Below are 20,096 nucleotides of genomic sequence, written 5' to 3'. Positions count from 1 at the left end.
GCCTGATTTCACGACTGCTGCGCAGCCGGACGCAGGCTTCGCCAGCTGCTACATGGATCGCGGTGGCCTGGTTGACTGGCATTAATCCGAGCGCGCAGGCTTTCTCCGCACCTGCTCTTCCTCCAAAGCCTGACGAACCAACGCCCTCGCCGCCCAGGCCGCGGCACCCAGCGACTCCTCGACACTGGCGCCCCCCACATCCCGCGCGGCAATCAACGCCTCAGTTCCCATCACAATCGACAGCGCCTGCTTCAGTCGCTTGCGAGCCCGGGCTGAGAGCCGGTCCTTGAGCGAATCGACAATCGGCTCGATGTAGCTCATGCGCCGCCCTGGCCGCAGAGGCGCTTCGCCGGACTCATTCTCCAGCCACACAGTCATGAACGAACGCTCCATCATGCGCAGACCGACCTCGTCCCCGATCAACAGCTTGTTCAGCGCATTCGCCGCCAGACCCACGCCCTTGACCGGGTCCTCGCCCGGCTTCCAGAAATGCTCCAGCGGCTGCATGTCCCGATCGGTCGCCGTCTCGCTGATCAGCGCTTCCGGCGAGGGAAAGTAGCGATAGGCCGTGGCCCGCGACACCATCGCCCGCTCCGCCACCTCGGCAATCGTCGGATTCAACCCCTCTTCACGCAGCGCAACAGCCGCCTCGATCAGCGCCTGACGGGTTCGGCTGCGCTGGTTTGCACGACCCTGATGACCGTTGGGGAGCGACGTGCTTGACTTCGTATTGGCCATGGAATAAATGATACTCCGTCTTATCGTGAGACTCGTGTCTCATAATAGGCACAACCCAAGGCGCCAACAAGTGGACGCCCCCATGAGCCCACCCACGCGCCAAAGATCGCCAAGCAACTGAGCGCGCCTCAGGGCGCATGAGGTGAAAGCCATGCATCACACCCCCCGTTCACACACCTGGTTTCGGCTCGCCGTCGTCTACTTCGCCATCGGCGTCGGCCTGGGCGTGACAATGGGCGCCTCCGGCGACCACTCACTCTTCGCGGTCCACGCCCATATCAATCTGCTGGGCTGGGTGTCGATGGCACTCTTCGGCCTCATCGGTACCGTTTGCCCCGCAACCACCGAAGGACGCATCGCCACCGCCCAGTTCTGGAGCTGGAACATCGGTGTGCCGGTGATGCTGGGTGCGCTGACCTTGCGCATGAAGGGGGTTGCGTCCGTCGAGCCGGTGATTGCAGTTTCGTCGGTTCTGATTGGGATTAGTGTGCTGTTGTTTGCGTGGCTGGTTTTTTCACGCGGTGGAGCTACCGTTGAGCGTTTGATGGGCGCAGCGGGCGAATCGCGGATGTCATAAGGAGAACAACCGCTAGCAGCCCTCCCCCCGGGCAGCTACCGCATCCACTCAACTGGAACGGCGGTACCTGCGAAAAATCGGCCCAAGCCTTACAATCGCGCCCATTCATTGCAAAATCAGACAGGCAACAAGGCTATGGCGCTCGACCCTCCAACAATGTTGACAATTTCAGTCGCTCTCGCAGCGGCTGCCGCGCTGTATCTGGCGGTGGAGTGGCGTAGCGTTCGGGAAACGTCTTTGCTGTGTTTCAGTGCGGGTTTTGCCACGATCACCGTAGGTTCCACCCTTGCCCTGCTACGCATGAGCGGCCTGCTGTTGATCGGTATCTGGTTCGCCAACGGTCTGCTGGTGCTGGCGCACTGGTTTTTCCTGCTGGGCGTGGCGCGTTTCACCAATGCACGTCTGAGCCGGGCCTGGTATCTGATTTTCGTGGCCTGGCTGGCTTTGTTGCTTCTGCCCGAGGATCCGTCCTGGTCGAAGATCATGCTGGTGGCCAATTCGCTGCTGGTGGCGCTGTTGTCGATCAGGGCCAGTTACCTTTTGCGGCCCCACGGCAAATCGTTGAGCGTGGGGGCGGTGCAGTTGCGTTATGTGCTGATGGGGCATGGTGTTTTCTACATCGCCAAGGCACTGACGGCGGTGGTCCCGGGCACATTGATCGATCTGGCGTCGCTGCGCGGTGAGATCATTCAGATTTCGCTGGTCGAAGGGGTAATGGCGATCATGCTGATCGCGCTGTCGATGACCGGCACTGAGCGTTATCGGCGCGAGAAGAAGATCGCCCGCCTGGCCGAACGTGACCCGCTGACGGCCATGTACAACCGCCGTGCCCTTGAAGTGCGGGCCCTGCGCCTGTTGAGTGATGTTTCAGCCGAACGCCCGGGCGCCCTGCTGCTGATCGATATCGATAATTTCAAACTGGTCAACGACCTGTATGGCCACAGCGCGGGCGACCGATTGCTGGTCACGCTGAGCGAGATGATCGTTTCGCAGTTGCCTGAAGGTGCGCTGGCGGCAAGGCTGGGCGGTGACGAGTTCGTGATTGTGTTCACGGATGCGTCGGACAAGCGAATCGTCGAGCTGGGCAACACCCTGCGCGACCGTTTCTACGACGCAGCCTCCAGGGCCTTCGACACCCCGGAAGCGGTCACCCTGAGCATCGGCGCCCACCTGTTCGACCATCCACCGGCCAGCCTGACCGCGATCATCGAACAAGGCGATGTGGCGCTGTACCAATCCAAACGCGCCGGACGCGACACACTGCGCCTGGTGGACAGCACCCAGACCCGCACCGAGCCACTGCGTACGGACTGAGGAAATGCGCAGTTTGTGGGAGTGGGTTTGCTCGAGAAGGCGGTGTTTCAGACAAGGTGATGTTGACTGACCCACCGCCTTCGCGAGCAAGCCCGCTCCCACAGGGATTTGTGTCGGTCGCAGCATTTGGAAACAATGGCAAAACCTGTGGGAGCGAGGCTTGCCCGCGAAGAGGCCGGCACATTCAATATCCATGTGCTCAGTTCCACCGCCATCGCGAGCAGGCTCGCTCCCACAGGGATTTCAGCTGTCGCCAATGCAGTGTCCAACCACAAATCCCTGTGGGAGCGGGCTTGCTCGCGAAGGCGGTGGGTCATTCAACGAGTGTGTTGACTGACCTGGCCTATTCGCGGGCAAGCCTCGCTCCTACAAAGGCGGCACATCCCCCTCGCGATCTGGAAAAAACATCAGTACGCTCACCTCCAACGACGTATTCCTTACAACGCAAAGGAGTGTGCGCAATGAAGATCAACTCTCTGCCTGTCGTCCTCAGCCTGCTCGCAATATTGCCCCTGGCAACCACCGCCGTCGCCCAGAACAGCATCCGCTTCGAAGGCAGTATCGTCGAACGCCCCTGCCATTCCTCGCTCACCACGGCGGGAACACTGGAACTCAACACCTGCCCTGCCCTCGCCCGGGCCACTGCCTTCGATGCGATCAACATCGATCAGGCGTCCTCGATGACCAGCGTCAAACTGCTCGCCGACAGTGGCCCGGACCGCTATTACGACCAGCGATACGCCCTGGTGGATGCCAAGGGCAAACCGATCCGCGCCGGCAATTACCTGGTTACCATGACCCTGCCCTGAACTCGCCCGCCAGCTCCGCTGAACGGTCGAAGGCGTCGGCATTGCAGCGTCTAAGCTAATCAGACAGCCCGCCCCATCACGCGGCGGGCCTCTGGCCTAAGGGGAAACAGGATGCCCGGACTTTCTGTGCGCCCCTGCTCGTCATGGGCCCTACTCTCGCTGCTCGCCATCGATCTGCTGCTGACAGCAGGATGCGCGGGCAAACCTTCCACGGCTCGCCAAACGGTCGCGACACTGGGCGATCCCTGCTATGCCAAGGCGCTCCCAACAGTGGGCGAAGGCGGCCTGGCCTGGGGCTCTACCCTGAGCATGGCGCGCAAGAAATCCATGGATAACTGCATGCGTTATGCCGGCCGCTCCGGTGGCACGCCCGACACCTGCCAGGTGGTGTTGGCCCAATGCAGAAAATGACTCGCCCATAAAAAAGCGCCCTGACCTTCCGGCCAGGGCGCTCTCATTCACGCAATCAATCAGAAGTCTTGCGCAGTCGGGCGCAGGACGATCTCGTTGATGTCCACATCAGCCGGTTGCTCGATCGCGAAAGCGATGGCCCGTGCTACCGACGCGGCCGGAATGGCCTTCTTGTAGAACTCGCCCACCACCTCGGCGCTCGGCTGGTGGCCGCTGCCGAATTTCAGCTCGGATTCCACTGCACCCGGCTCGATGGTCGTGGTGCGGATATCGCCGCCGACTTCGTGACGCAGGCCGTCGGAGATGGCGCGCACCGCGTATTTGGTGCCGCTGTAGACCGAACCGCCCGGGCTGAACACCTTGATGCCGGCCACCGACGAGATGTTGATGAAGTGCCCGCTGCGCTGTTTTTCGAACACTGGCAACGCCGCGGCAATCCCGTACAACACGCCCTTGACGTTGATGTCGATCATGCGATCCCACTCGTCGACGCGCAGTTCGTTGATCGGCGAGATCGCCATCAGCCCCGCGTTGTTGATCATCACATCGACCCGGCCGAAGGTCTGGACAGCCTTGTCGACCAGTGCGGACAAGTCCTCCCGGCGGGTGACATCGACCGCCAGAGCGACCGCCTTGCCGCCTTCAGCGCTGATCTCCCGGACAATCGTGTCGAGACGATCCTGGCGACGGGCGCCGAGCACCACATGGGCACCGAGCGCCGCCAGATGACGAGCCGTTGCTTCGCCCAGACCGCTGCTTGCACCGGTGATGACGACCACTTTGCCCTGGATGTTGTTACTCATGGTTCAGTGCTCCTGTAGAGGCTTGCTTGGGTTGATGGGCTCAGTCTCTACTGGTTTTATTCGTCAGAAAATGGAAGAGTTCGGATTTGAGAATTCCATTTTCTGGAACGGAGTAGACGGCAATGCTCAACCGCATGGAGCTGATCCGGATCTTTTCGGTGGCAGCCGAATCCAGCAACTTTCGCGAAGCCGCCACCCGCCTGGGCACCTCGCCGCAAACCGTCACGCGAGCGATCAAGGAGCTGGAGCGCACCTTCGGCGAACTGCTGTTCCATCGCAGCACCCGCCAGGTCCACGTCACCACCTTCGGCGCCGAACTGGCCCTGCAGGCCCGGGAAACCCTCGATCGGGTGGATCAGCTGTTCGTCGTCAACAGCAAGCAGCAGGAGAAAGGCATCGTCGGCCGCGTCGGCATCACCGCGCCGCACGCCATCGGCAGGCTGTACCTGACGCAGTTTCTCAAGCCGCTGATGGAGGAAAACCCGGGCCTGAGCATCGATCTGAGCCTGGATGACCAGATCACCGACGCGGTGGCCAGCCGGATCGACATCGGCGTTCGCGTTGGCGCAGTGCGAGATCGGCGCTTCATCGCCAGGACGGTCGCCCGGGTGGTGCTGAAAATCGTCGCGGCGCCCGCCTTGCTCGACAGGGTTCAGCGCCCCGAAACGGTCGAGGAACTCAAGCGCCTGCCGCTGTCGATGCTGATGGATCGCAGCAACGGCCGCCCGTGGCCATGGATGCTGGCCGATGGGCAGACGTTCCTGCCGGTGTCGCCGGCGTTCACCTGCGACGACCCGGAAACCGAGCGGGAAATCGTGCTGGCTGGGTTCGCCTTCGGGCAGTTGCCGACCTATCTGGCCGAACCGTACCTGTCCGACGGGCAATTGGTGGAGGTCATGCAGGACGATGCACCGGGGCCATTCGAACTGATCATGTATCGTCCGCACTCGGGGCCGGTGCCACCGCGGGTGCGGTTGGTGTATGACCATCTGATGAAGTGTTTTTCAGATCCCGAACGCTTTCCACAATGACGTTGGTGAGCACGCTGCACAATCACTCAAATTATCGAGCGAATGGTCCCGCCTTCCACGCGCATCGCCATGCCATTGAGTGCAGGTGACGCAGCCAGGTGCAGCACGCTGCTGGCCACTTCCTCGGGTTCGATCATGCGGCGGATCAGTGATGTCGGCTCGGTATCGTCGAAGTAATCCTGAACCACTTGCTGGGTGCTGACGCCTTTTCGCTCGGCGATTTCCCGATGATATCGCTTCACGGCATCGGTCGAGGTGGGGCCTGGCAGTATCGAGTTGACCCTCACAGCCGTGCCTTTGGTCAGTTCCGCCAAGGCTCTGGAAACACCCAGCAGGCAGGTTTTCATCGCGCCGTAGTGAACCATCCAGGGCTGTGGCTTGACCGCGGACTCACTGCTGATGAACACGATGGAGCCCTGACCGCGATCAAGCATCGATTTCATCACCAGCCGAGTCATGCGCACGCCACTCATGACATTGACGTTGAAGTAGTGAAACCACTGAGCATCATCGGTTTCAAAAAAGTCGCGCACCTCGAAGATGCCGACGTTGTTGATCAGAAAGTCGATGGGACCGGCTTCGATGGCAAGAGCCACCAGACGCTCGGCCGCGCCTTCCTCGGTCAAGTCGGCAACCATCCCTTGGGCGTGATCCCCCAGTTCCGCGAGCGCCTCTGCAACCTCTTTTTCATGAAGTCCGCTGATGACTACGCGAGCGCCCTCCATGATGAAGCGCTGAGCGATGGCCTTGCCGATACCCGTTGCGCCACCGGTGATCAGTGCGGTTTTTCCAACCAGTTGGTAATCCATGGGAGCTGCCTTCTATTGTCGTTATGCGCATCATCATGCCCCAGCCCCTGGACGAGAATTATCAAGGGTTGCTGAAAACTGATTTCACCAACGACTGAAAGCACCCCGCCTATTCAGCCACTAACTGCGGCGCCAGCTTATCCAGCAGGAAGTCGATAAATACGCGTACACGCTGGGGCAGTTGCTGCCCGGGACCGATGAAAACGGCATGAATCGCTTCGGTTTCACCGCAATCGTAATCCTCCAGAATCGGCACCAGGCGCCCTGCTTCCAGATCTTCATGGATATGAAAATTCGCCAGCCGGGCTATTCCCAACCCCGCCAGCGCCGAACGACGCATGCTTTCACCATCGCTCAGAAGCACATTGCCCTTTGGCTCGATTTCGATGCGCTGGCCATCCAACCCACGAAACACCCAGGCTTGAGAATGCCGATGAAAACCGAAGCCCAGTCGATTGTGCCGTTGCAACTCGTCGAGATTTTCCGGTCGTCCGAAACGAGCGATATAAGCCGGTGAAGCCACCGTGATCATGCGGCTCTCACCCAGGCGCCGCTGAACAAGGCTCGACTCCTTCATCGGACCGGTACGGATAGCGATGTCAGCGCGTCTTTCCATCAAATCGACGACTGTGTCGGTCAGCTCCACATTGAGCGTGATGTCCGGATAGGCCAGGAGAAACTCCGGCAACAGTGGCAGCAGGCAATGCAGGCCGAAAGGCAGATTGGCGTTGACCTGGATCAGTCCGCTGGGTTTGCTGACGTTACCGATGTCGCGCTCGGCAGAGTCGATCAGTTCGAGAATGCGCAGGCATTCGCTGTTGAATCGCTCGCCTTCCGCAGTCAGTTCCAGGCGTCGTGTTGAACGATGCAGCAGCCGCGCGCCCAGGCGGACTTCCATGCGACTGATCAATTTGCTGACGGCCGATGGCGACATGTCCAGTTGCCGTGCAGCCTCGGAAAAAGTCCCGGCATTGACGACCCGGGTGAAGACTTCCATTTCACCGGATCGATTGATGTCTTTGATATTGATCACGAACTGAATTCACAGATGATTGTCTTTCAAACAGTCTAGCTCATAAATAGTACCGATCGTATGGTGAGGTGTTCCTGAAACTGGAATATCTGTCTTTTTCCGAAAGGAAGGACAGAAATCACACACGATACGAGGACAAGACATTGAAGATTTTCGTTACTGGCGTGACCGGCTACATCGGCGGCTCCGTGGCCAAGTACCTGGTCGATGCAGGCCATGAAGTCAGCGGTCTGGTGCGTAACCCGGAACAGCGCGGCGCGTTGCAGGCACTGGGTATCACGCCTGTGCTGGGCACTCTGGATGATGCGTTCATTCTCAGCGAGCAGGCGCGTCTGGCCGATGTGGTGGTCAACGCCGCGAACTCGGACCACCTGGCCTCGGTGCAGACCTTTATCCGGGCCTTGAGTGGCAGTGGAAAGGTGCTGTTGCACACATCGGGTTCAAGCGTCGTCGGTGACGATGCCCGTGGCGCTTACGAGCGCGCCGACATCTTCACCGATGAGACTCCATTCACGCCGATGGACATCCGCAAGGATCGGGTCGAGATCAACCAGATCGTTCGGCGCGCCGGCGTCGAACAGGGGATTCGCAGTATCGTGTTCTGCCCGACCATGATTTATGGGGAGTCCCTGGGCCTGCCGTCGAAAAGCGATCAACTGCCCAAGCTGTTTGCCCAATCTCGCAAATACGGTGCTGGCGCCTACATGGGTGCCGGGGTGCATCGCTGGTCCAACGTTCACATCGAGGATCTGGCGGAGCTCTATCGACTGGCCATCGAGAAAGCGCCATCTGCATCAATCTTCTTCGCCGAGAACGGCGAGGCATCGTTCCTCGAAATCGCTACGTCCATCAGCAAGGCGCTGGGCTTCAAAGGCGACATTCAAAGCTGGCCAGCGGATGAAGCCATCGCGGAACTGGGGGATTGGGCCCGATTCGCCATTGGCTCCAACAGTCGCGTGCGCGCGGTAAACGCACGCGTTCTGCTGGGCTGGAAACCAAAGCGCGAATCAATTCTGCAATGGATCGAAACCAGCGACGTTCAGTGGTAACACTCCCTCCCCCTGAAATCCGGCCATAAAAAAACGTGCGACGAGGACGTTCTTCAATGAACGCCCTCGCCGCACGCCAGGCCAGGTAACCTGAAAAGAATCCTTCTTAACCCAACACTTCCAGCGCCACGCTTTCGATGCCGGCGGCATCCAGACGGTAGTGTTTGTAGAGGTGGGTTGGGGGTGCGATCAGACTGTACTCGTCATAGATGCCATGACGCCGCACTTTGACAGCAACACCCGATTCAGCGATGACTTCACAGACCGCCCCGCCCAGTCCGCCGATGATGTTGTGTTCCTCCACGGTAAGGATGGCCCGGCTGTTGCGCGCTGCCGTCAGCACCGCCTCACGGTCCAGCGGCTTGATGGTGGTCATGTCGATCACGCCCACTGAACGTCCGGCGGCATTCAGGGCACGGGCCGCTTCGAGTGCCGGGTGCACCGTGGAGCCGGTTGCGATGATGGTCAGTTCCTCCCCGGTCGAATGCACCGTGGCTTTACCGAAAACGAACTCAGGAACGGTTTCATACACCACCGGATCGCGGCCGCGCTGGATACGGAAGTAGATCGGTTGCGGATAGTTCGCCGAAGCGAGAATCGCAGCCTTCAGCTGATTGCCGTCGGCCGGAGCTACTACCGTAAGGTCGGCAATCGAACGCATGATCGCCAGGTCCTCGGTGGCATGGTGGGACGTGCCATAGAAGCCAAGGGAAATACCGGCGTGGTGCCCGATCAGACGCACCGGCAACGCCGAATAGGCGACATCCATGCGAATCTGTTCGCAGCACAGCAAAGGCAGGAACGAGGCAAAGGTCGCCACGAAAGGCTTCATGCCCACCGCCGCCATTCCGGCGGCCGCGGACACCATGTTCTGCTCGGAAATGCCGAATTGCACAAAGCGCTCAGGATGCAGCCCGGCGAATTTCGACAGGCCGTTGGAGTACTGCAGATCCGCGGTGCCGGCCACCACGGGCTCGCCCTGCTCGACCAGCTCGATCAAGGCATCCGACAAGGCATTCAGGCTGGGAATCTGGCTGTTCAGTTCCCGGTACTGCCAGGAGTTTTTGGACAGAGGTGCGGTATTCATGGCTTAGATCACCTTGCTTTTGATTTCGTCGATAGCGCGCTGCGCGTCTTCAGGGTCGAGATACCCCAAATGCCAGCCCGGCTCGGTTTCCATGTAGGACACGCCTTTGCCCTTGACGGTATTGGCGATGATGCACACCGGTTGCGTGCGCGTGGAGTCGGCCTTGAGGCGACGCAGCAGACGTGTGACGGCCGCCAGGTCGTGACCATCGACGACATGGGTTTCCCAACCGAAGGCGATCCATTTGTCCGCCAACGGCTCGACGCCGATGACATCGTCGACGTTGCCGTCGAGTTGATAGCCATTGCGGTCGATGATCGCCACCAGGTTTCGGGTTTTATGGTGGGCCGCCGATAACGCTGCCTCCCAGACCTGACCTTCCTGCATCTCTCCGTCACCGAGCATGACGTAGGTGGTGAACGACTTGCCGAGCATCCGCCCGGCCAGCGCCATGCCCAACCCGCCGGACAATGCGTGGCCGATGGAGCCGGAGGAAAAGTCCACGCCTGGGACTTTGCGCATGTCCGGATGGTCGCCCAACGGGTTACCCAGGCGGGTGTAATTGTCGAGAATCTCTTTCTCGAAGAAGCCCCACTCCACCAGGACCGGGAACAACCCGACCGCCGCATGTCCCTTGCCCATCATGAAGCGGTCGCGGTCGGGCCATTTCGGCTCGGCAAACCGCAGGTCCATCACGTCGTAATACAGCGCGGCGAACAGCTCGGCCGCCGAGAACACCGAGGTGTAGTGCCCGACCTTGGCGATCTCGATCAGCCGGATCGTTTCCAGGCGAATGAATTGTGCCTTTTCCCGCAAGCGGGCCAGCTCCTGGTCGGTCAGTTCGAAGTCGTGCTCAACACTTTCGCGCAGGTCCTGCCTTGTCAAATCGTTCATATATCCTGTCCAGGCGCATTACCAAAGTTTCGGCCACATCCGGGATGCGGCCGCAAAAGCCCAGCGCAATCGCGATCAGGCGATCACTGCGCTTTCAATCGAGGGGTCATGTAGTCGTTGAGACGCGGCATCACCTGTTGCGCGGTCAGCTCCATCGAGCGTCGCCACAGGTCCTGGTCATCCCATTCATGGAAAGTGGTCATCAGGGTGCCGAACGGCCCGGTCTGCTCGCTGAACGCAACCAGCTGTTCGGTGACGGAGTTGACGTCGCCGTAAATCACCATTTCCTTGATGCAGTGATCCACCGTCACTTCCTCGTCCGTCATGTCGGGACGGGTCTTGAAGATCTTGGTGTAATGGTTGGTGGCCAGGTTATCGATCATGTAATCGAAATAGCGGCGCAACGTGCAGCTCTGCTGAGCCAGGTAATCCTCGGCCTGGGCCTGGGAGTCGGCGACGAATACCGAACGAGCCACGCGCCAGTTGTTGGCGTCAGCCTTGAGCCCGGCACTCTCGGCACCCTGGCAGTAAGCCTGCCAATGAGACGCGACGGTCGCCGTCGGGTTGAAGTTGGCAGACATCAAGTCCCAGTCCATGGCGCCGGCGAGTTTCGCCGTTCCGGAAAACGGACTCATGGCTGTCGTCGCTACCCGTGGAAAAGGCTTCTGGAAGGGCTTGGGCATATATCCGATTTCCAGCTCATGGTGCACCGAATCCTTGAGACTGACCTGACAATGCCCTGCCGAGAAATCATAGGGCGCGTCCGAATTCCAGATCGCCCGGATCATCTCGTAGCAGTCGACCATCATCTGCCCGCGATCCTTGCCGTTACTGCCGTAGACCTCGAAGTCGGATGCCAGCCCACCCGGGCCGATGCCCATGATGAAACGCCCTTTGGACATATGGTCGAACATGGCCGCATCGGCGGCGATTCGCGCCGGAACATGGTGCGGGAGATTCAATACGCCGGTGCACAGTTTCATGCGTCGGGTCAGCGGAATCAGCGTGGACAGAAATTGCAGTGCGTTGGTGATCGGCTCGGTGCGCTGCGAGGTGTGTTCGCCGACCCAGAGTTCGTCGAAACCGACGCTGTCGGCATGCACGGCACAGGCAATATCCTGATCGTACATCTCGTGATAATCCCAGCCCTTGTGATGAAGGGGCTGCATGAACATAGCGAGTTTCATGTCGTTCTCCTGCTGTTTTCAGTGACTGGCGTGCTGCGAGATTTTCTGCACAACACACCGTTTTCATGTCGCGTACTCGTTTTGCAGGCGTGCCAATGCCGGCGCTGCAAGTCGCAACGTGCAAGGTATGGGTAGAGTTTCAAGAGCCGCTTGCGCGGCCCGTCATCAAGCGGTGGCCAACGTCATGATGCTGTCGGGGGCAATCTGCGGCCGATGCAGGATGCCTTGGGAGCAGCCGCGCGCCATGACCATCACCCGATGGGACAGGCCGATGACTTCTTCCAGATCGGAGCTGACGACGATCACCGAAACACCGGTTTTGGAAAGATCGATGATCAACTCATAAATCGCCGCCCGTGCGCCCATGTCGATGCCGCGGGTGGGTTCATCCAGAATGATCACTTTCGGATTACGGGCGATCCATTTGGCGATGACCACTTTCTGCTGGTTGCCGCCGGACAGCTTGTCGAGCATCTGCCCTGCCGAGCCCTTGATCCCCAGCATCGCGATTCGCTCTCGGGCGAACGCTGCCATCCGCTGGTGGGCCACGACGCCATACGAACTGAGGCTATCGAGGTTGCAGTAAGCCAGGTTCTCAGCGATGGTCTGATTCAGAATCACGCCTTCGGTCTTGCGGTCTTCGGGAATCAACACGACCCCGGCATGGATCGCCGCCTGCACGTTGTTGGCCGGCAACGGACGATCATCCAGAAGCACTTCGCCCTGACTCACCGCACTCAATCCGGCTATCGCCTGAACCAGCTCGGTGCGGCCTGCGCCGACGATGCCGGCAATACCAAAAATTTCCCCGGCCCTGACCGCGAACGACACATCGTGGAAGCGACCGGACTTGTCCGATAGCCGATCAACACGCAGTACCGTCGCGTCATGGGGCTCGGGCAGCTCCGGGAACAACCGCTCGATCGGTCGCCCGACCATTTGCGACACCAGCACGCTGACATCGGTGCGACCACTGTCATGACGCGCGATAAGGTGGCCATCGCGCATGACCACAACCTTGTCGGCGATCCGGGCAATCTCGTCCATTCGATGACTGATGTAGATGAATGAAACGCCCTCTTTCTTCAGCTCCTCAATCTGCTTGAACAGCAACTCGGTTTCGTCTTTACCCAAGGCGGCGGTAGGTTCGTCAAGGATCAGCAGGCGCGAGTTGAGTGTGAGCGCCCTGGCAATCTCCACGAGTTGCTGGGCAGCGATCTTCAACTGCCGAACCGGGGTTTGCGGGGAGATGTCCAGGCCAAGGCGGCGCAGTTGTTTCTCGGTTTCGCGGTGCATTGTCTGGCGGTCGATCATGCCTCGGGAAATCGGCAGATGACCGAGAAAAACGTTCTCCGCCACGCTCAAGTCGGGCAGCAAATGAATTTCCTGATGAATCATGTTGATGCCCTGGGCCATGGCGGCGCCCGGACCATTCGGCGCATAGGGCTCGCCGGCCAGAAACATTGATCCTTTGGAAGGCGTCAGCGCCCCGGCAACGATTGAGGAAAAGGTCGACTTGCCTGCACCGTTTTCCCCCAGCAATGCCACCACTTCTCCGTAGCCGATATCGAGACTGATGTCTTCCAGCACCCGAACCGAGTTGAATGACTTGCCGATGTTGCTGGCCCTGAACAACGGTGCCTGAGCGGATTTGATCGCATTCATGACGTGACCTCCTTCACCGCACTCAAGGGTGCTGTTCAAGAAAGGTCGCCACGTTTTCACGCGTGGTGACGAAGGCTGGCAACAACTGAGTCTTGTTCACGGTCTTGCCCTGCTGCAGGTCGACAGCCGTGCGCATGGCCAGGCGTCCCATTTCCACGGCCTGCTGCGTGATGGTCATGTCCATCTTGCCGTCGCGAATGGCTTCCAGAGCCGAAGGCAAACCGTCATAGCCAAAAACCCAGACCTTGTGATCGATATTGGCCACCTTGACGGCCTGCGCGGCTCCCAGCGCCGGTGCATCGGAACGGCCGATGAACACGTTGATCTTCGGATTCTTCTGCAGCATGTCCTGCGCCACTTTGAAGCCATTGTCCTGGAGCCAGTCGGTGGGCTTGCGGTCGATGATTTTCATGCCGGGGGCATCGGCCAGAACGGCATCCAGGCCTTTGGCTCTGGTGACTTCAGTCGAGTCGCCAAGGGTGCCCTGAAGCAGACCGATCTCGGCCTGCCCACCTGTCAGCTTGATCATTTGCCGCGCCAACTCACCGGCCGCAGCCAGGTTATCGGTGGAGATGTAAGCGTCGCACTCGACGTTTTTCGGGAAGTTGTCGATGCAGATCACCGGTATGCCCTGTTGGCGCGCCAGCCGTACCGGCACCGCAGAAGCGGCACTTCCGGTAGCGGTGTAGAGCAGCACATCGATGCCTTTGCTGAGCATGTCCTGAATCTGGCTGACTTGCCGCGCAGGGTCGGCCTGGGCGTCGGCAACCAGCACATTCTTGATGCCCAGGTTCTTGGCCTGCTCCATCACGCCATCGCGCACCATCAGGTAGAACACCCATTGCAGGCTCGGAATGGACATTCCGACGGTGATCTCATTCGCAGGCTTAACCTGTGCAAACACATTGGTGGACAACAGGCAGCCGAGCAGCGGCAGCCACAGGAAACGCGCTGAAACAGAAGGCAGGTTCATGTTTTTATCCTTGTTACTTTGGCAGGTAGACGACGACCGTTCAGGCGACAACCTGAGTTCAGTCAGTCTTGCGTTTGAGCAGGTCAAGCATCACGGCGAAAGCGATGACGGCGCCGATGACTACCTGCTGGACGAAAGGAGAAATCCCGGCCAGATTCAAGCCATTGCGCAGTACGCCGATGATCAATACGCCGATGATGGTGCCGACCACACTGCCCGCCCCGCCCTTGAGGCTGCCGCCGCCGATGACCACCGCGGCGATCACATCCAGCTCATAACCGACTCCGGCGCCGGCACCAGCTGTGTCCAGGCGCGACGTCATGATGATGCCGCCCAGGGCTGCGCAGATTCCGCAGATGATGTACACGGCGCTGGTATAAACCTTGACCCGGATCCCGGCGAGTTTGGCTACCTTGCTGCTGCCGCCGATGGCGTACAGGCTGCGGCCGGAAACCGTGAATTTGAGGACGAACCAGAACAGCAGTGCCAGCACCGCGAAGCAGGTCACCGTCAGCGACAGCACGCCGCCATAACGAATGACCGAGAGGTTGCTGAACCACTCGGGGAAGCCACTGACCTGGGCGCCATCGGTGACCATGTAGGCAAGGCCGCGAGCGATCGACATCATCGCCAGCGTCGCAATAAACGATGGCAACCCGGCCTTGACCACCAGCAACGCTGTGGTCGAACCGCAAGCCGCACCGACGGCGATGGCACCGAGCATCGCCATCCACATTGGCAATCCGAGTACCTGTTCCAGCCAACTCATGACCATGATTGCCACGGCCAATACCGCGCCGACGGACAGGTCGATGCCACCGATGAGAATGACCAGGGTCATACCCAGCGCCATGATGCCCAACACCGTGACTTGGTCGAGCACATTAAGCAGATTGCTCAAAGTCAGGAAACTATCGGTAAAGACGCTTAACACCGCACACAACAACAAAAGTCCGATCGTCGGTCCTGCGACATTGGATTCAAGTCCAACCCACTTTGGTATCGAGCCAATCCGGCTTGACTTGACCAGCACCTGATTATTCATACCCACATCCACTTGTTATTTAATTGTTATAAGACCGAGCCAGCATGACTAACCGATTAATGATTCAACGCGCGATAACGCCCTCCCATGTACAACAATGGTTCTTCTACGGGTTGAGTGATGACATCGATGACATTTCCAATAATCACGGTGTGTGTTCCGTGTTCAATCTCCTGAACGACTTCACAGAAAATCGCCGCCTGTGCATCGGTCAGATACCGGATGCCATGTATGCCGGTGCACCAGTCACCGTCGACAAAGCGTCTTTCGCGCAGGTCGGGCTGGCTGAAAATCTTGCAGATGTCTTCATGCTGACTTTGCAGCATATTCACGCAGAACAGCCCGGAACGCTTGACGATCGGTGAAGCGCTCGCGGTACGATTGATACAGATCAGAGCCGATGCTGGGGCCATCGACACCGACGAAAATGCGGTGGCGGCCAGACCGTGGGGCTGGCCATTTTCGTCAAGTGTGGTGATGAGGGTGATGGAAGAGGCAAAACGCCCCATCGCCATTTTGAATTGGCCGGCCAGGTCGATCGAAGGGGCGGCCTCTTGATATTGAACGCGCATTTTTAAACCCTCTTTATGGGTGACTCACAAACTCTGGCATTCATTATTAACAATCCCCTCAACTTTTCTATTCACTTTTAAAAAATTGACTTTTCACTTTCCCCGTAAGGTGAACCCAACAACAAACTCATTTGAATCAGGTTCACAAATCGTCTGAAACCCTTATCCAGAGCCAACTTCAAAGATTCTGCCGCTGGGCTTCGGAGAATTAATTCATGGTATTAACTGAACAATCGACCGATACTTTCCGAACAATTAAAAGATCCGGATTGCGAGATAAATCATCATGGTCGATCGATTACAGGACATGCGTTTGTTTCGTCTGGTGGTTCAGACAGGCTCACTTTCCACCGCAGGCCGACAGATGGGTTTGTCACCCGCTGCCATGAGCGGGCGCCTCAAGGCCATGGAGGAGTTCTATGGGTTGCGCCTGCTCAAGCGCAACACCCGTAGCTTGAGCCCGACCGCCGAAGGCCAGTTGCTGTTTGAAAATGCGCTCAGGATTCTCGAAGAAGTCGATACCCTGGACAGCATCATCAAGAACGGTCACAGCGAACTGCTCGGCACCATCGGTCTGACCTGCCCTACCGATCTGGGTCGACAGTGGGTGAGCCAGTTGGTCGACGCTTTCCTGCGCGACAATCCCCACGTCAGCATCCGCCTGTTCTTCACTGACCGGATCCTCGATTTCGTGGAATCCGGATCGGACATCGCAATCCGCTTCGGGGATCTTCCCGATAGCTCACTGATCGCACGCTCCCTGGGTGTAGACCGGCCAGTGGTCTGCTGCTCTGCCCAATATCTGCAGCGCTACGGCGCTCCGCTCACGCCGCAGGACCTGCACCAGCACAATTGCCTGGTGCAGTTGCGGGCAGACTTCGCGCTCGATCGCTGGAAGTTCATGGAAAACGGCGTGCCGACCACGATTCAGGTCAAGGGCAATCGGCTGGCCAACGACGGGTTCACCTTGCGACAGTGGGCAGTCCAGGGGCTGGGCATTATCTGGAAGTCAGTCTGGGAAGTGGCGGACGACATTCAGGCGAAACGACTGGTGCCGTTGCTCGAGGATTATCAATGCCCGACCGCAGGCTTTCACCTGCTCACCGAAGGCGGAAAGAAACTGCCGCCGCGGGTCAAGTCGTTCGTAGATTTTGCCGTGCAGTATTTCAAGAGTCTGGACATGCCCGCGCGGCACCTTTTGACTTCCCCCACCGGCGAACTCAAGCGCGCGATGCCATAGCATTCAGTCGAGCGACACCGATTGCAGATCGCTCAGTACCGGTCGCAGGTTGCTCAACATATGCTCGTAGGCCTTGCGCATGCCGGCATAAAACCGGTGCCTGGACGCGTCCGGCAAGGACACGCATTCGAGCGGCTTTTGCCAGTCGATCGCGGTCTGCTTCATATCCGCGAACACGCCAGCGCCGTGACCGGCGATCAAGGCGACGCCCAGGACACCGGACTCGGCAACGGGCAGTTTGCGACAAGGTATGCCCAGGACATCGGCCTTGATCTGGCGAAACAGCTGACTGTTGGCTCCCCCACCCAGACTGATAATCCCCTCCTCGCGAATATCGATGTTCATGTCCTTCATGCATTGCAGGAAACGTGCGTACTCGTAAGCGATTGACTCCAACATTGCCCGGTATTGGTCGGTACGATCGTGACTCCAGTCAAGGCCGACAAATGCCCCGCAGGACGCAGCTTCGAAAGGTGCATGACATCCACCCAGGTGCGGCAGAAACAGCAGCTTGTTGCGCTCGCTCAACATGGAACGGCCCTGCAATTCCAACTGCCCGCACTCGCTTTCGGTGAGGCCGAATTTTTTCAGCGTGAGCCCTGCGCCACCGACATAGGCCATCGAGTAATACAATCCCGGGATGCAGTGCCTGAACGTCGCCAGGGTGTTGTGCCGGGTGTCTGCCGCGTAGTGGTCCAGCAAAGTCGCCAGCACCGAACCGGTGCCCGCAATGTCGAACAGTTGCCCCGCCTGAAATGCCCCGGTACCGAGCAAGGATGCAGCGATGTCCGCGCACCCCGCAAAAATCGGCGTGCCCGCCAACAGCCCGCTGCTACTAGCCAGTTCGGCGCTGACCGAGCCGATGCGATCCCAGGGTTTGACCAATTGCGGCAATCGATCATGTTCCAGTTGAAATTCATCAATCAGCGAATGATTCCATCCTGAGGCCTGGCTGTCGGCAAAACTGTTGAAGCCAAGGTAGGTGTCGTCCATGAACGCCGCATCGCTGTCCAGAGCCGCCATACGCCCGGCCACGTAAGCGGCGGGCATGATGATCTTCCTGATCTTGCGGTACGTATCGGGTTGTTCCTCGCGCCAATACAGCCACTTGGCGGCGTGATTGGCACTGACCGGAGCACCCGAGCGTTGAACGATCTGTTGCTCGTAAGGTTTGAGCCGTTGCACCTGTTGAACACAACGCATGTCCAGCCACGAGTCGTAGGGTGTTGTCGCCTGCCAGCCGCGGCCGACTGTAGAAATTCCGGCCATTTGCCCGCAGATCGAGATGCCGACAATTTCACCTGGATTGATCGTGAAAAGAGTCAGTACATCCTTGATGGCCAACAACACGGAAGCGTACATCTCGTCAGGACATTGCTCGAAGACCTGTCGTGCAGGATTCAACAAGCGTGTGGGACGACTTGCTGCAGCCAGTTGAACACCTTGCTCGTCTATGACAGCGACTCTTGTACTGGAGGTGCCCATGTCCACCCCAATCATTAATGCTCGGCTCTTCAAGGGTTGGCACTCACGCAAGAAAACGATAAGGATTGCATACACAATACTGTGATCGAACCGGCAGGGGCAGTAGCGATTTCCAGCCCGATCGGAAGCTTCTGGACATGGTTACGCAGAGTCGTCTATGAACTCGACGATAGGCGCCGATGAGCACAATTTCCCACGAGTTTCCCGCACCAACCCCAAATGTGAGCTATACCGCTGATTCCCCCCATTGCAGTTCTTCGACACAGGAGTTTGGCAATGAAGCTCACAACCCCGCTTGCCGCCTTCATCATCAGCACCAGCCTGCTCGGCTGCGCCAGCTCTTCGTCAGACTCCGGCGTCAACGTTCCCCTTACGGCCACCCGGCATAACGCCGGTCAGATCGGCAATGTCACCCTGACGGATCTTGAGCAGAAAACCGGACTGAGTTTCTTCATCAGCGGTGTTCCCAACGGCGTGCTCCTGCCCTTGCGGGTGCAGTCATTCATCTACAAAGGCAGCTGCCAGCAACCCGGCGCCGTTGCCTTTGCCATGAATGAACAAGTCAACACCCAGCGCCAGCCCGTCAAAGGCTGGACGTTCTCGCGTATCGCACCGGTGGCAAAGTCCGAACTGCTTTCCGGCGATTACTCGGTGGTCGTGCGCAGTACCGCGGACAGCGGCAACCTCGATCTGTTTTGCGGGGATATCAAGCAGACGAGCCCGGTGAAATAGCAGTGCGATGAGCTGGAGTTATGTGCCAAAGCTACACAACGGACAATTTCGACTAACGTCTACAGGTGTCTTTGCAACTTGATCTCATCTACTACGCCGTCATCGAAACAGGAGCTTGACCATGAAAACCATCGCTGCCTGGCTGACCCTATCTTTGTCTTTCCTGATGCTGTGCGCGTGTGTCGCGGTCGATGCCGGAAGCGGCGGCGCCGGTGAAATGGAGATTCGCTCGGGGAAAATCGAGCAGATCACCCAGACGCAGATGCAGACCAACCACGACAGCGGTGTCGGCGCCATCCTCGGTGGCCTGGGCGGTGTCGGCCTGGGCAGCCTGATCGGTCGCGGCACCGGTCGCGACGTGGCCATGATCGCCGGCGCCCTGGCCGGTGCGGCCGGTGGCAACTACACGGAAAAGAAAGCCTATGACCAGCCCAAGGACGCCCAGCAGATCATCGTGCGCACCAAGAGCGGCGTGCTGGTGTCGGTGACCCAGCCGACCAATCCGGCGCTGACCAAGGGCATGGCGGTGTATGTCGAGGGTGCCGGCAGCGAAGCGCGGGTAGTGCCGCAGAGCTGATACCCCCGAACCCTGTAGGAGCGAGCACGCTCGCGATGGTCGTCAACGATAACGCTGGCTGTCTG

The 20,096-nt window shown here is 59.0% G+C and carries 21 protein-coding genes; 9 read left to right on the top strand and 12 right to left on the bottom strand.

Features of this window, described 5'->3' with window-relative positions:
• Positions 1 to 81: 81 nt before the first annotated feature.
• Positions 82 to 738: a TetR/AcrR family transcriptional regulator gene (locus tag ACW9JE_RS18670; protein ID WP_457433559.1), complete on the bottom strand. Its 657-nt coding sequence runs from the start codon at positions 736 to 738 to the stop codon at positions 82 to 84.
• Positions 739 to 889: 151 nt separating this feature from the next.
• On the opposite strand from ACW9JE_RS18670, the gene ACW9JE_RS18665 reads away from it, so the two are divergent.
• The 4 genes from ACW9JE_RS18665 to ACW9JE_RS18650 all read left to right on the top strand — a co-directional run bounded on the left by ACW9JE_RS18665 (position 890) and on the right by ACW9JE_RS18650 (position 3,849).
• Complete coding sequence (locus ACW9JE_RS18665) at positions 890 to 1,315, top strand: hypothetical protein (protein WP_457433558.1); 426 nt, start codon at positions 890 to 892, stop codon at positions 1,313 to 1,315.
• 135 nt (positions 1,316 to 1,450) lie between these two features.
• A complete protein-coding gene (locus ACW9JE_RS18660; RefSeq protein ID WP_224533467.1) occupies positions 1,451 to 2,629 on the top strand; it encodes a GGDEF domain-containing protein in 1,179 nt (392 codons plus the stop codon).
• 461 nt (positions 2,630 to 3,090) lie between these two features.
• Complete coding sequence (locus ACW9JE_RS18655) at positions 3,091 to 3,438, top strand: type 1 fimbrial protein (protein ID WP_224533468.1); 348 nt, start codon at positions 3,091 to 3,093, stop codon at positions 3,436 to 3,438.
• Positions 3,439 to 3,549: 111 nt separating this feature from the next.
• On the top strand, positions 3,550 to 3,849 hold the full coding sequence (locus ACW9JE_RS18650; protein WP_224533469.1) for a hypothetical protein: 300 nt from the start codon (positions 3,550 to 3,552) through the stop codon (positions 3,847 to 3,849).
• Positions 3,850 to 3,908: 59 nt separating this feature from the next.
• Here the strand turns inward: ACW9JE_RS18650 and ACW9JE_RS18645 are convergent, their stop codons facing one another.
• On the bottom strand, positions 3,909 to 4,652 hold the full coding sequence (locus ACW9JE_RS18645; RefSeq protein WP_175379106.1) for an SDR family oxidoreductase: 744 nt from the start codon (positions 4,650 to 4,652) through the stop codon (positions 3,909 to 3,911).
• 122 nt (positions 4,653 to 4,774) lie between these two features.
• On the opposite strand from ACW9JE_RS18645, the gene ACW9JE_RS18640 reads away from it, so the two are divergent.
• Complete coding sequence (locus ACW9JE_RS18640) at positions 4,775 to 5,683, top strand: LysR family transcriptional regulator (protein WP_224533471.1); 909 nt, start codon at positions 4,775 to 4,777, stop codon at positions 5,681 to 5,683.
• Between the two features lie 26 nt (positions 5,684 to 5,709).
• Here ACW9JE_RS18640 and ACW9JE_RS18635 read toward each other — a convergent pair whose 3' ends face one another.
• Positions 5,710 to 6,492: an SDR family NAD(P)-dependent oxidoreductase gene (locus ACW9JE_RS18635; RefSeq protein WP_457433557.1), complete on the bottom strand. Its 783-nt coding sequence runs from the start codon at positions 6,490 to 6,492 to the stop codon at positions 5,710 to 5,712.
• 109 nt (positions 6,493 to 6,601) lie between these two features.
• A complete protein-coding gene (locus ACW9JE_RS18630; protein ID WP_318011741.1) occupies positions 6,602 to 7,525 on the bottom strand; it encodes a LysR family transcriptional regulator in 924 nt (307 codons plus the stop codon).
• A gap of 143 nt (positions 7,526 to 7,668) precedes the next feature.
• Between ACW9JE_RS18630 and ACW9JE_RS18625 the strand changes: the two genes are divergently transcribed.
• Positions 7,669 to 8,574 (top strand): NAD-dependent epimerase/dehydratase family protein, encoded by a 906-nt coding sequence (locus ACW9JE_RS18625; protein WP_457433556.1) that lies wholly within the window; start codon positions 7,669 to 7,671, stop codon positions 8,572 to 8,574.
• Positions 8,575 to 8,680: 106 nt separating this feature from the next.
• Here ACW9JE_RS18625 and ACW9JE_RS18620 read toward each other — a convergent pair whose 3' ends face one another.
• The 7 genes from ACW9JE_RS18620 to ACW9JE_RS18590 form a co-directional block, all read right to left on the bottom strand.
• The gene (locus ACW9JE_RS18620; protein WP_224533474.1) at positions 8,681 to 9,661 is read right to left on the bottom strand and encodes a transketolase family protein; all 981 of its coding nucleotides are present in this window, start codon (positions 9,659 to 9,661) and stop codon (positions 8,681 to 8,683) included.
• Between the two features lie 3 nt (positions 9,662 to 9,664).
• On the bottom strand, positions 9,665 to 10,555 hold the full coding sequence (locus ACW9JE_RS18615) for a transketolase (RefSeq protein ID WP_224533475.1): 891 nt from the start codon (positions 10,553 to 10,555) through the stop codon (positions 9,665 to 9,667).
• 83 nt (positions 10,556 to 10,638) lie between these two features.
• Positions 10,639 to 11,742 (bottom strand): LLM class flavin-dependent oxidoreductase, encoded by a 1,104-nt coding sequence (locus ACW9JE_RS18610; protein WP_224533476.1) that lies wholly within the window; start codon positions 11,740 to 11,742, stop codon positions 10,639 to 10,641.
• Between the two features lie 165 nt (positions 11,743 to 11,907).
• Positions 11,908 to 13,407, bottom strand: a complete 1,500-nt coding sequence (locus ACW9JE_RS18605; RefSeq protein WP_457433555.1) for a sugar ABC transporter ATP-binding protein — start codon at positions 13,405 to 13,407, stop codon at positions 11,908 to 11,910.
• A 22-nt stretch (positions 13,408 to 13,429) separates the two neighbouring features.
• Positions 13,430 to 14,380 carry a substrate-binding domain-containing protein gene (locus ACW9JE_RS18600; protein ID WP_457433554.1) on the bottom strand — a complete coding sequence of 317 codons (951 nt, stop codon included), beginning with the start codon at positions 14,378 to 14,380 and terminating at the stop codon, positions 13,430 to 13,432.
• 58 nt (positions 14,381 to 14,438) lie between these two features.
• Entirely contained in the window at positions 14,439 to 15,281 is an 843-nt protein-coding gene (locus tag ACW9JE_RS18595) for an ABC transporter permease (protein ID WP_224533479.1), read from the bottom strand.
• 200 nt (positions 15,282 to 15,481) lie between these two features.
• Positions 15,482 to 15,997: a flavin reductase family protein gene (locus ACW9JE_RS18590; RefSeq protein ID WP_457433553.1), complete on the bottom strand. Its 516-nt coding sequence runs from the start codon at positions 15,995 to 15,997 to the stop codon at positions 15,482 to 15,484.
• Positions 15,998 to 16,283: 286 nt separating this feature from the next.
• Between ACW9JE_RS18590 and ACW9JE_RS18585 the strand changes: the two genes are divergently transcribed.
• Positions 16,284 to 17,237 carry a LysR family transcriptional regulator gene (locus ACW9JE_RS18585; RefSeq protein ID WP_224533481.1) on the top strand — a complete coding sequence of 318 codons (954 nt, stop codon included), beginning with the start codon at positions 16,284 to 16,286 and terminating at the stop codon, positions 17,235 to 17,237.
• 3 nt (positions 17,238 to 17,240) lie between these two features.
• On the opposite strand, the gene ACW9JE_RS18580 is transcribed toward ACW9JE_RS18585, so the two are convergent.
• Complete coding sequence (locus tag ACW9JE_RS18580) at positions 17,241 to 18,737, bottom strand: xylulokinase (protein WP_457433552.1); 1,497 nt, start codon at positions 18,735 to 18,737, stop codon at positions 17,241 to 17,243.
• Between the two features lie 261 nt (positions 18,738 to 18,998).
• On the opposite strand from ACW9JE_RS18580, the gene ACW9JE_RS18575 reads away from it, so the two are divergent.
• Positions 18,999 to 19,454 carry a hypothetical protein gene (locus ACW9JE_RS18575; RefSeq protein ID WP_457433551.1) on the top strand — a complete coding sequence of 152 codons (456 nt, stop codon included), beginning with the start codon at positions 18,999 to 19,001 and terminating at the stop codon, positions 19,452 to 19,454.
• 121 nt (positions 19,455 to 19,575) lie between these two features.
• A complete protein-coding gene (locus ACW9JE_RS18570; RefSeq protein ID WP_457433550.1) occupies positions 19,576 to 20,031 on the top strand; it encodes a glycine zipper 2TM domain-containing protein in 456 nt (151 codons plus the stop codon).
• Positions 20,032 to 20,096 lie beyond the last annotated feature (65 nt).

It is taken from the genome of Pseudomonas sp. SDO55104_S430, from assembly GCF_054070595.1.
The sequence above is the reverse complement of the archived record's forward strand: the minus strand, read 5'-3'. Positions and strand labels throughout refer to the sequence as shown.

Excerpts from the sequence above, each read along its gene's own strand:
- ACW9JE_RS18670 (WP_457433559.1), bottom strand. The coding sequence starts at position 738 with ATGGCCAATACGAAGTCAAGCACGTCGCTCCCCAACGGTCATCAGGGT.
- ACW9JE_RS18665 (WP_457433558.1), top strand. The coding sequence starts at position 890 with ATGCATCACACCCCCCGTTCACACACCTGGTTTCGGCTCGCCGTCGTC.
- ACW9JE_RS18660 (WP_224533467.1), top strand. The coding sequence starts at position 1,451 with ATGGCGCTCGACCCTCCAACAATGTTGACAATTTCAGTCGCTCTCGCA.
- ACW9JE_RS18655 (WP_224533468.1), top strand. The coding sequence starts at position 3,091 with ATGAAGATCAACTCTCTGCCTGTCGTCCTCAGCCTGCTCGCAATATTG.
- ACW9JE_RS18650 (WP_224533469.1), top strand. The coding sequence starts at position 3,550 with ATGCCCGGACTTTCTGTGCGCCCCTGCTCGTCATGGGCCCTACTCTCG.
- ACW9JE_RS18645 (WP_175379106.1), bottom strand. The coding sequence starts at position 4,652 with ATGAGTAACAACATCCAGGGCAAAGTGGTCGTCATCACCGGTGCAAGC.
- ACW9JE_RS18640 (WP_224533471.1), top strand. The coding sequence starts at position 4,775 with ATGCTCAACCGCATGGAGCTGATCCGGATCTTTTCGGTGGCAGCCGAA.
- ACW9JE_RS18635 (WP_457433557.1), bottom strand. The coding sequence starts at position 6,492 with ATGGATTACCAACTGGTTGGAAAAACCGCACTGATCACCGGTGGCGCA.
- ACW9JE_RS18620 (WP_224533474.1), bottom strand. The coding sequence starts at position 9,661 with ATGAATACCGCACCTCTGTCCAAAAACTCCTGGCAGTACCGGGAACTG.
- ACW9JE_RS18615 (WP_224533475.1), bottom strand. The coding sequence starts at position 10,555 with ATGAACGATTTGACAAGGCAGGACCTGCGCGAAAGTGTTGAGCACGAC.
- ACW9JE_RS18610 (WP_224533476.1), bottom strand. The coding sequence starts at position 11,742 with ATGAAACTCGCTATGTTCATGCAGCCCCTTCATCACAAGGGCTGGGAT.
- ACW9JE_RS18605 (WP_457433555.1), bottom strand. The coding sequence starts at position 13,407 with ATGAATGCGATCAAATCCGCTCAGGCACCGTTGTTCAGGGCCAGCAAC.
- ACW9JE_RS18600 (WP_457433554.1), bottom strand. The coding sequence starts at position 14,380 with ATGAACCTGCCTTCTGTTTCAGCGCGTTTCCTGTGGCTGCCGCTGCTC.
- ACW9JE_RS18590 (WP_457433553.1), bottom strand. The coding sequence starts at position 15,997 with ATGCGCGTTCAATATCAAGAGGCCGCCCCTTCGATCGACCTGGCCGGC.
- ACW9JE_RS18585 (WP_224533481.1), top strand. The coding sequence starts at position 16,284 with ATGGTCGATCGATTACAGGACATGCGTTTGTTTCGTCTGGTGGTTCAG.
- ACW9JE_RS18580 (WP_457433552.1), bottom strand. The coding sequence starts at position 18,737 with ATGATTGGGGTGGACATGGGCACCTCCAGTACAAGAGTCGCTGTCATA.
- ACW9JE_RS18575 (WP_457433551.1), top strand. The coding sequence starts at position 18,999 with ATGAAGCTCACAACCCCGCTTGCCGCCTTCATCATCAGCACCAGCCTG.
- ACW9JE_RS18570 (WP_457433550.1), top strand. The coding sequence starts at position 19,576 with ATGAAAACCATCGCTGCCTGGCTGACCCTATCTTTGTCTTTCCTGATG.